This window comes from Pseudomonas sp. RGM 3321 (assembly GCF_022836805.1).
Taxonomy (GTDB): domain Bacteria; phylum Pseudomonadota; class Gammaproteobacteria; order Pseudomonadales; family Pseudomonadaceae; genus Aquipseudomonas.
Map to the genome: position 1 here is coordinate 92,202 of NZ_JALHBH010000097.1, position 10,386 is coordinate 102,587.

6 protein-coding genes and 2 pseudogenes are annotated in these 10,386 nt (G+C 54.6%); 7 read left to right on the top strand and 1 reads right to left on the bottom strand.

What is annotated here, in order from left to right; all coding sequences use genetic code 11:
• Window positions 1-134: 134 nt before the first annotated feature.
• The 7 genes and pseudogenes from RGM3321_RS06875 to RGM3321_RS06905 all read left to right on the top strand — a co-directional run.
• Window positions 135-5,216 (top strand): annotated as a pseudogene (locus RGM3321_RS06875) (hemagglutinin repeat-containing protein); the annotation flags it as partial.
• Between the two features lie 221 nt (window positions 5,217-5,437).
• Window positions 5,438-7,039, top strand: a complete 1,602-nt coding sequence (locus RGM3321_RS06880) for an adhesin (RefSeq protein ID WP_244392253.1) — start codon at window positions 5,438-5,440, stop codon at window positions 7,037-7,039.
• Window positions 7,036-7,506 (top strand): hypothetical protein, encoded by a 471-nt coding sequence (locus RGM3321_RS06885; RefSeq protein ID WP_244392254.1) that lies wholly within the window; start codon window positions 7,036-7,038, stop codon window positions 7,504-7,506. Before RGM3321_RS06880 ends, RGM3321_RS06885 begins: the two co-directional genes overlap by 4 nt.
• 88 nt (window positions 7,507-7,594) lie before the next feature.
• On the top strand, window positions 7,595-7,834 hold the full coding sequence (locus RGM3321_RS06890; RefSeq protein WP_244392255.1) for a hypothetical protein: 240 nt from the start codon (window positions 7,595-7,597) through the stop codon (window positions 7,832-7,834).
• 15 nt (window positions 7,835-7,849) lie between these two features.
• A complete protein-coding gene (locus RGM3321_RS06895; protein ID WP_244392256.1) occupies window positions 7,850-8,098 on the top strand; it encodes a hypothetical protein in 249 nt (82 codons plus the stop codon).
• 370 nt (window positions 8,099-8,468) lie between these two features.
• Window positions 8,469-9,173, top strand: a pseudogene (locus tag RGM3321_RS06900) (filamentous hemagglutinin family protein); the annotation flags it as partial.
• A 351-nt stretch (window positions 9,174-9,524) separates the two neighbouring features.
• Window positions 9,525-9,998: a hypothetical protein gene (locus RGM3321_RS06905; RefSeq protein WP_244392257.1), complete on the top strand. Its 474-nt coding sequence runs from the start codon at window positions 9,525-9,527 to the stop codon at window positions 9,996-9,998.
• Between the two features lie 9 nt (window positions 9,999-10,007).
• On the opposite strand, the gene RGM3321_RS06910 is transcribed toward RGM3321_RS06905, so the two are convergent.
• Window positions 10,008-10,386 (bottom strand): hypothetical protein (locus RGM3321_RS06910; protein WP_244392258.1); only part of this gene is annotated, 379 nt, incomplete at its 5' end.

Consider the following 10,386-nt stretch of genomic DNA (forward strand, 5'->3'; position numbering starts at 1 on the left):
CTTTTGTCCCACAGCCCGATTCGGCGTCAAAACATAAAATAGGGGCCGTATGCTGTAACTCCGTACGTGCGGATCTGTGCAGGTGATAGGTAACTGCTACTCCTACTGCAGTCGGTGGTTTGATCGATACCCGCACCGGCGGCAATTGGAACAATGATGGGCTGATTGCGAGTGATGGCTCGCTAAGCCTCAACCTTGGTGGCACCTATGGGGGCAATGGTCGTCTTAGCAGCGTCGGAACGCTCGGGCTGAGCGCTGCACAGGTGAACCTCAACGCCGCTTCGACCATTGCTGGCGGTGGAGACACTTCGGTTTCTGTGAATGGGCGATTAAGCAATGTCGGTCGCCTGACCTCGGCGACCAATCTGACCGTCAATGCCGGGAGTATCAACAACCAGGGCACGCTGGGCAGCGGTCAGGCGTTGACCGTGACCACCGGCTCGCTGGTCAATGACCGTGGGCTGATCTTCAGTGGCAGCAACATGAGCCTGCGGGTCAGTTCGCTGAACAACAGCTATGCCAACATCTACAGCCTGGGCAACCTCACGATTGACCGTAACGGGCAAGGTGCCCTTGCGGACAGTATCGTCAACAGTTCGGCGTCGATACAAAGCGACGGCAGCATGAGCCTGGCGGCGAGCACGATACAGAACATCCGTGCGATTCTGACTACCAGCAACGGCGGTATTTATAGCGCCAAGATTGTAGAGGGGGCGTGCAATCGTAAGTTCTACAACAATGATTGCAAAACTAGCACGCAAACCCATACCTGGGACCTTACTCAGCGTGAAAAACTGGAAGTAACCGCGGCCAGTGCAGCGTCAAGCATCACCGCTGGCGGTAACCTGAACATCAACGGCGGCGATCTGGTTAACCAGAGCAGCACCATTGCCACCAGCGGCAATCTCACCGCTACGCTTAACAACCTGACCAATACTGGCGTAGAGACCAGCGATACAGAAACGGTGACTGTGTACCGCAGCATGCGCACCGACAACGCCAGCATGTGGACCAAAGCCGCTCGGGACTTCACTGATAAGTACTGGCTTGGCAGCAGTGGTTATGACGCCAGCCTTACGGGGCTTCAGGCAGCATTGGCCGACTTCGTTCGCATCGTCGAAACCGACATGCCCGAGCTTTACACGGTCACACGGCTAAGCGGCGGTGATCAGAGCTATGCAGCCATTATCCAGGCTGCCGGTGCGGTCAACGTCAATGCTCAGAACAACATCAATAACAGCGTCGTACGGGCGGGTTACACCTACGTGAGCGGCGGTTCGCGCACTGACACCAGCGCTCCGGGCAGCCAATTCTCAACGCGCATTACCGTCAATCAGCAATTGCCGCCAGACCTGGCCCAACAACAAGTCAACCCGTTAAGCCTGCCAGGCTTCAGCCTGCCCACCGGCCAGAACGGACTGTTCCGTCTGAGCGGCCAGACGGGCACCGCAGCCACTGTCGCCCAACCCGTCGGCCTGCCGCAGAGCTGGACCATGGGCAGCGTGGCGGTGTCCGTCGCGCAACGCGAGCACATCGTTTCAGACGCACAGGCAAGCACCATCCAGATTGGCTCGGTCGGACAGATATCCAACGCCACCCGCCAGCTTGCGTCGGTGACACGACAAGGTGCCGGCGTTAGCGCCAATGCATCCTCCTTCGACGCCAGCGCGCCAGGTGCCGCATCCATAGGCGGATTTGTACTACCGGGTCATACCTCTGATTCCGCAGGTGTCACCAGTGTCGACAGTGTCACCGGTATCGCGACGGGTAATCAGGGAAGTGGTGCTTTGCTACCTGTGCAAAATGCAGGTTCGACAGGCATGCCGGTTATCACCGCCACAGGATCCGGCAGTTCAGCGGCCCAGAATATCGGGATGGTGCAGGGCACGCGGATCAACAATGCCGGCCAGGTTGTAACCGACGCTCAGGGTCGTCCGGTAACTACAACGGTTAGTAGCCCGGTCGCTGCCGCAGAAGCACAGACCGTTACCCGAGTAGAAGGCCTGCCCAGCAGCAACTTCGTTTCCAAACCGCAAAAATACCTGATCGAAACCAACCCGGTCCTCACCGAACTCAAGCAGTTCATGAGTTCGGATTACCTGCTTGCAGGTCTGGGCTACGACCCGGAAGTCAGCGCCAAGCGTCTGGGCGATGGTCTGTATGAACAACGCCTCGTCCAGCAAGCAGTCGTGGCTCGCACCGGTCAGGCCTTCATCAATGGGCAAACCTCCAATGAGGCTCAATTCAAGTACCTGATGAACAACGCCATCGCCAGCAAGCAACAGTTGAACCTGGCTGTGGGCGTATCGCTGAGTTCACAACAAGTCGCAGCGCTGACCCACGACATTGTCTGGCTCGAAGAGCATGAAGTGAATGGTGAGAAAGTGCTGGTGCCGGTGCTGTATATGGCTCAGGCCGACAATCGCCTTGGCCCGACCGGGGCATTGATCGCGGGTAACGACGTCTCGCTGATCGCGGGGCAAAACCTCGACAACGTCGGCACCTTGCGAGCGGCCAATAACCTGTCGGCTGCTGCTGGAAATGATCTGGTCAACAGCGGCCTGATAGAAGCTGGCAACCGTCTGGACCTGCTGGCAGGTAACGACCTGATCAACAAGTCCGGGGGCATTATCGCCGGACGTGATGTGACATTGACCGCCCTGCGCGGCGATGTCATTAACGAACGCACGGTGACCAGCCATCAGAGCGCTGCGGATGATGCGACCTGGCGTAAGGATTTCGCTGACAGCGCGGCGCGTATTGAAGCGGCTAACGACTTGTCCCTGCAAGCGGGTCGTGACGCGAAAAACACTGGTGGCGTGTTGCAGGCCGGTCGTGATTTGAGCATCGCTGCGGGCCGTGACGTCGCTATCGACTCGGCCCAGACCGAGAACGGCCAGACACGCGGTGCGAACTCCAGCAACTCCAGCATCACGCAACTGAGCTCCACGGTCAGCGCCGGTCGCGACCTGACGGCCCAGGCAGGCCGCGACATCAACGTGATCGCCAGCAGCATCGACGCCAAACGCGACATCGCGATGGCCGCGACGGAAAACCTGACCCTGTCCTCGGCGGCTGACGAGCAGCATTCCTACGGCAAAAGCAAGAAGGTGACCGAGCAGGAAGACCATGTCAGCCAGGTGTCTGCGGACCTGAAGGCGGGCGGCAGTGTGGCTTTGCAGGCTGGGCAGAATCTCGACATTATCGCCAGCCGCATCAATGCAGGGAGCAACATTGCGCTTGATGCAGCGCACGACTTGACCATTGCATCAGCTCAGGACGAAAGCTCGTATTTCTATGCCAAAAAGAGCAAAGGTTCGTTCGGACGCAGTAGCAGCAAACAGCAGGAAAGCTACGACAGCAGCAACGTAGCGTCGGTCATCAATGCAGGGCAAGACCTCACCATCAATACCACCAAAGCTGCTGACGGCAGCATCAGCATCAACGGTGGGCATGATGTCAGTGTCATTGGCAGCCGTCTTTCGGCAGGTAATGACCTGATTCTCGGCGCCACTAATGATGTGACCGTACTCTCGGGTGTCGATGAGCAGGGTGCTTACAGCCAGAAAAGTAAATCCGGCTCTTTTGGCGTGTCCAAAAGCGGAAAAAGCGAGCTGAAGACCAGCGCTACTCAAGTCACCAGTGAGCTGAGTGCCGGCAACGATGTGGTAGTGGCTTCAGGCAAGGACATCACGCTGCGCGCCAGCAACATTGATGCAGGCAATGATGTGGACCTCAGAGCCGGTCTGGTGGATAAAACCGGCGACATCAATCTACTCTCGGCCAACGACGAAGCTTCCAGCCACAGCGACGAGTACAAGAAGAAAACCGGTCTTTCAGTGTCTGGCGGATTCCTGTCCATCTCGTCGGCTAAAGAAGCTGGTGGCCAAGCGCAGAGCAGCACCAGTGTAGGCAGCCAGATCAACGCTGCAGGCAATGTAAGTCTGCAGACCGAGCGCGACATCAACATTGTCGGCAGCGGCGTCAACGCAGGCGCGAATGTCAGTCTGAACGCGGGTCAGGACGTCAACATTCTTGCCGCTCAGAGCACCCAGTCCAATCAGGACTGGGAGAAGAACAGGCAGTCGGGTATCGGCGTGTCCTCTAACGCCAACGGCGTGACCTTCTTTGCAGGCGTTGATCGCACCAAGGAGAAGAACCGCCTTGAACAGCAGAGCGCTGCCGCCAGCCAGGTACGCGCAGGCGAAGACCTTACAGTCAATGCCAAGCGCGACATCAATCAGGTAGGTTCTGACCTTCAGGAGCTCAATGACATCAATCTGACCGCCGGGCGCAATATCAAGATTGATACTGCGCGTGAATCTCAAGCGGTCGAGCAACAGCGCGAAAATTCGCATAATGGTCTGAGTGCGAGCATTGATCACAACTATGGCAGCACCAAGGACGCCATCAGCGGCGCAGGCAAGGGTGAGGACGCCACGAGCAAGGGATCGAGCACGCTCAAGGCAGTAGACAGCACCACGCAGTTCCTGTCTGGCCCGACGGGCGATGGAAAGTTCGGTAACAGCAAGCAGGGCACCAGCCAGCAAGTGGTCGAAACGACCAACCGCGCCTCGACGCTGGACGCTGGCAACAACCTGAACATCTCCGCGAGCAACGACGTTCAGATCAGCGGCGGCCAATTGCAGGCTGGCCGCGACATCAACATCAAAGGCCGGGATGTCACGCTTGATGCCGCCAAAGGCAGCTACAGCCAGGAAACCAGCGAGCAGAAAAGCTGGAGTGGTATCCACGGCAGCAGCAGTGGCGGGTTCAAACTTGGCGTGGGTGGCAGCAGCGGCATCGCCAAAGGTGATCAGAGTCAGGAGGCCTCGACCGTTACTACGTTGCAGGCAGGTCGTGACGTCACCATCAAGGCCAGCAATGACCTCAACCTGATCGGCACGCAGGCTCAGGCAGAGCGAAACATCAATCTGAATGCCGGCAACACCCTCAACATCAAGGCAGCCCAGAACGACAGCTCCACCGAGAACACCCGTAAAAATGGCGGAGGGGAAGCCGGTATCGCCATCGGTCCGGGAGGCATCGGCGTTTACGCAAGCGTCAACATTGGCAAAGGCGACCTGGAGCGCGAAGGCAAACAGCAGCAGGAAGCGTACCTGTACGCCGGTAATCACCTCGGTTTCACCAGCGGCCAGGACACCAACATTGCCGGTGCAACACTGCGCGGCAACGACGTGGTCGGACGCGTAGGCCGCGACCTCAATGTCACTTCCCTGCCAGATACCGGCAAGGCACAAGGTAAGGAATTCGATCTCAGCGCGACCGTTGTAGTGGCTTTGGCGGCAGCGTCAGCGGCTCGGTCGGGTACGGTCAGACCAACGGCTCCAAGAACTGGATCGAGGAACAGACCCGCATCACGGCCAAAGACAAGGTCGACATCCGCACCGAGAACCACACCCAGCTCGACGGCGCATTGATCGCTTCCGATAGCGGCAACCTCAAGCTGGACACCAACACGCTGGGCTACAGCGACATCGCGGGCAAGGACAAGGAGCACGGTTACTACCTGAACGTCGGCGGCTCGTACGGCACTGGCAGCAGCACTACGCAGGACTCAAGTCAGGTAGGCAAGGGCGACAACCAGAAAAACGGCTGGAGCGTCGAGGGCTGGAACTACAACAAGGATCGTGAGCAGATCGTCCGGGGCACGGTCGGTGCGGGCGATGTGGTGGTGCGCAGTGACACGGCGGGCAAGGACTCAACAGCGGGCTTGAATCGTGATGTCGACAAGGCTTACGAGATCACGCGTGATGACGAGCACCGGACTGATGTGTATGTGACGAAGAGTTCGGTGGAGGCGGTTAGCCAGCCGGTAGACACTGCCAAGCAGTGGTCAAACCAACTCCTGACTTACAACGAAACTGCCAGGCAAAACTATGAAGAGGCTTCCCGTGGTCTGACCCGTGCTGTCAACAAGATCGAGAGCACTCTGGGCCGCAAGATGGATGCGGGTGCTGCCAGTCTGATGGGTGCTGATTTTGCTGAAAACACCATGGACTCGTTGCTTCAGGGTGGGATGACGCGCAGCCAGGCGATGAATACGATGGCCGACCCTGCGTTTCAGGAAAAGGTTGTGGCCGAAATTGCACGCCTCGCAGGGATCGACCTGACATCGGTCGGAGCTCTTGATCAGACACTTCAGACGGACAACAAGCCTAATAGCCCAGGATCAATCGAGTTACCTGCGACTCCTGTGAATGCGAGTGATGCAGAAAAACTTACTGCTGCTCAAGACACACTGCGATCAATGGCTTCGATTAACCAATACATCCAGGAGCATCCAGATCAGCAGGAGGCTGTGAGTGTGTTGGTGGCAGTGGCGCAGGGGCCTAAAGGTCTTGTGCAACTGGCGGTTTTCAACGCAGTTTCCGAGACGCCGTTGGGTCAGAATATTGGACAAAGGCTGGCTGAGTACGGTGAGGTACTGGGAGAGCAGGTTGCCAACGCCATGGAAGGCGAGAAGATTAACAAGGATGACAACACCGGTGCCTACCTGATCGGTGGCGGAGTGCTTACAGCGGGCATCTTGACTGGTATGCTGGCAAGCGGTAAGTCTGTAGCCAAGTCTAGGACTATCTCAGCCGAGATGAAGGCTGATCCTTATCACCCGGATTGGAAGAACTATACCGGGACTGACAGGGGTGTTGGAGCGGATGTTGTTAAAGGTGGTGGTGAGGCGAAAGGCGCTGGTGCAGCATTTAAAGTAAATTCGAATCAGCTAGGTAAAAAACTCGGTAAGCACGTTGAAGATTTCGGTGGCAACGCTGCTAACCCAGCAGATCGTAAAATGGTACTCGACAAAATTCATGACATTGGGAGTAATCCTGAAAAAATAATCCCTGGGACTTTTGCCGGGCAAGGAGCAAATGGCGCACGAGGTGATGTGTTTTTCAGAGTCAAGGGTAATGATGTGGTTGTTACCAAGCCCGATGGAACGTTCGTTACTATCCTGAAGGATGGGGTAACTCAGAATTCATCTGTACAGAGCGCATTGAAGGGAGGCATCAGGCAATGAATTCTCTTGGGCTTATGAATGCCTGGCTTTTAACAGCGCTAGGGAAAACACTAATGTCAGTAAATGCTCTATTCCATGTTTTTTCTTCCGAAAGGGATTCTGCCCCTCAAGAGGTTGGTCTTCTATTTGAAAATTCTGAAATTGGGAGAATCTACGGTGGTTCTGATGGCGCGTCTATCTGTTTTTCTTTTAATTCGATCTCAAGCTGTGATCTAGGTGAATACGGTAGGCAAGATGTTTTTTGTGTCTCTGGTGAGCCTTATTTCTCCGATGTCGTAGGAAGGAGGTTAGTGTCAGCATCGCTTGTGCAGTCCTTAGCGGAAGATGCAGTTGTAGGTGTCGTTCTCTCGTTTGATAACGGTTTTTGCCTATCCATTTTAAACTTAGGTGATGAGCTTTTTGTCTATGATGATATCCCAGAGGAAATAGTGATCAGTGAGGGGGTGCGCCTTGTCTCTGTGAGTTAATGGTGCAAAAGGAATAGGCGAGGTTTCAGGGTCCACAAAAGACTTCTCAATTGCCGACCGCGTATTTGGTAAGCTCAATGACCTTCGGATGGGGCAACTTGCAGGAAAGCTTGATGCCGATGCATTACAGAAGCTTGCTAATAATCCCAGCGCTACTCGGTTCATGGACGCAAGGACAGGGCATATCAATGTAATTCAAGAAGTTGAAGGAAAGCTGATTCTAATTGCTGTGCCAAGAGATGAGGTGAAGATTATTTCCGTTGGTCCAATTAGACCTAACCAAGTTAAGGATTTGTTAGGCAAGGGCGATTTTGTCCCGTTACCTTGAGTTTGCGGAGGGCTTATGGCTTCAATCCATATTGAGGAAATTCAAAAAATATTGTCTGCACTATGTAATAAAGATGCCTTGCCAAATCAAGATAATGGGGAAGGCTACTTTCTAGAGATTAGATTCGATAGCTCTATTCGAAGGGCATCTGGAGTTATTGATGAAGAGTACAAGGATAAAGTGATAACTCTAGATTGCCCTTACGGTACGGTTGTTATTTTGTGCGATGCAGAGGGGCAGCTGAAATCAATTGAGTTAAGTTGACTGTACAGTGATTACATTCTCCCAATACCGGCCTCGCGACGGTATTGTTTTATCTGCTTACTGCAAAATCTCCCTTCCTTAGCTGCTCGTCTTGGTCGTTCCCGCACGGGTGCAACAGCTGCGTAACGCCGCGCTACTGGAAAACATGCTCGGCACCTCCCTTCAGCCGCAGGCGCTTCTGATTTCTAAGCGCAGCGCTTCTGCGTTCGATGGTCGAGTTCTACCACGCTAATTTCAAGAAATCGCCCGAAGCGTTGGCCTATCTGGAATCTCGCGGCCTGAACCATCGTCCAACGAGGCGCAGTTCAAGTACCTGATGAACAACGCAATCGCCAGCAAGCAGCAGCTGAATCTGGCGGTCGGCGTATCGCTGAACTCACAACAAGTCGCAGCGCTGACCCATGACATCGTCTGGCTCGAAGAGCATGAAGTGAATGGCGAAAAAGTGCTGATGCCGGTGCTGTATATGGCTCAGGCCGGCAATCGCCTTGGCCCGACCGGTGCATTGATTGCCGGTAACGACGTCTCGCTGATCGCGGGGCAAAATCTCGACAACGTCGGCACCTTGCGAGCGGCCAATAACCTGTCGGCTGCTGCTGGAAATGATCTGGTCAACAGCGGCCTGATAGAAGCTGGCAACCGTCTGGACCTGCTGGCAGGTAATGACCTGATCAACAAGTCGGGGGGCATTATCGCCGGACGTGATGTGACATTGACCGCCCTGCGCGGCGATGTCATTAACGAGCGCACGGTGACCAGCCATCAGAGTGCTGCGGATGATGCGACTTGGCGTAAGGACTTCGCTGACAGCGCGGCACGTATCGAAGCGGCTAACGACATGTCCCTGCAAGCGGGTCGTGACGTGAAAAACACCGGCAGCGTGTTGCAGGCCGGTCGTGACTTGAGCAGCTCTGCGGGCCGCGATGTGGCTATCGACTCGGCCCAGGCCGAGAAAGGCCAGACACGCGGTGCGAACTCCAGCAACTCCAGCATCACGCAACTGAGCTCCACAGTCAGCGCCGGACGCGACCTGACGGCCCAGGCCGGTCGCGACATCAACGTGATCGCCAGCAGCAGCTACTAGAACGTGGGGTAAGCCTAGTGCTCAGAGCATAAAAACTATATTTTTTCAGAAGCCTGATGGCTCCGTTGTTCATTGTAATCGCATCCTAGGGATGCAGCGTATATGCCAAGGTTTTCCTATGTATCTGCAGGCAGATAATCAAGGTAATATCACAAGCTACGCCGTATATGATTCAGAGGGGCTGATCGTTAAACGAGTAGATGTAACTGGCGCAGCCCATGCAAATGTGCCTACTCCACATGTAATAGAGTACGGAAGAAATACATTGCCCGATGGAACTGTTAGAGTTCAATCGCCTTCGACTAAATTCGCACCACGTCCCGCCAATTTGGATGAGATATCATGATAAAAGTTAATACACTTTCTCCTTTCGTTGGGTTGGCGCGATATGAGGCTTGGAAGGATGGGTGGGTTGATAAAGATAAGGTTGACGAATTCTCATACATAAGCAATGTATGCAATCCTGAGGATTTATTATTGTCATGCAAACTTCTATTTCCTGATTTTGTTGTTGTTCAAGAGGGAGTTTTCTTAGAGGGGAAATATGATGCTGATATTTTTGTTTCTTGGTTGACGCACTTTAATGGTGATCTTCAAGCAACAGAGAAAATGTTAAATCACACTCATTTATACGATGTGTTCGATTCATGTTCGGGTGATATTGATGACCGTATATTTGAACAATTGGCAAGCGTGCTTGCACTGTCTTGGAGGCTTGTCCTGAAAGATAAGTTTCCAGAAAGAAGATTTTCTGTAGAAATTTCAATTACAGACCAAGATTATGGGCCGATAGTTACTTTTTATCAATTGTCTTAAGTTTGATGATTACGCATCAGGTGTAGTTGGCGAGAGCCTGTTAAGGTTTGCAAGGCCGCCCAGAACAATAGCTCCATCGAGAACACCCGAAAAAATGCCGGCGGTGAGGCCGGGATCGCCATCGGCCCAAGAGGTTTCGGTGTTTACGCCAGCGTCAACATTGGCAAAGGCGACCTGGAGCGCGAAGGCAAACAGCAGCAGGAAGCGTACCTGTACGCCGGTAATCACCTCGGTTTCACCAGCGGCCAGGACACCAACATTGCCGGTGCAACACTGCGCGGCAACGACGTGGTCGGACGCGTAGGCCGCGACCTCAATGTCACTTCCCTGCCAGATACCGGCAAGGCACAAGGTAAGGAATTCGATCTCAGCGCGACCGTTGTAGTGG

Excerpts from the sequence above, each read along its gene's own strand:
- RGM3321_RS06885 (WP_244392254.1), top strand. The coding sequence starts at position 7,036 with ATGAATTCTCTTGGGCTTATGAATGCCTGGCTTTTAACAGCGCTAGGG.
- RGM3321_RS06905 (WP_244392257.1), top strand. The coding sequence starts at position 9,525 with ATGATAAAAGTTAATACACTTTCTCCTTTCGTTGGGTTGGCGCGATAT.
- RGM3321_RS06890 (WP_244392255.1), top strand. The coding sequence starts at position 7,595 with ATGGGGCAACTTGCAGGAAAGCTTGATGCCGATGCATTACAGAAGCTT.
- RGM3321_RS06895 (WP_244392256.1), top strand. The coding sequence starts at position 7,850 with ATGGCTTCAATCCATATTGAGGAAATTCAAAAAATATTGTCTGCACTA.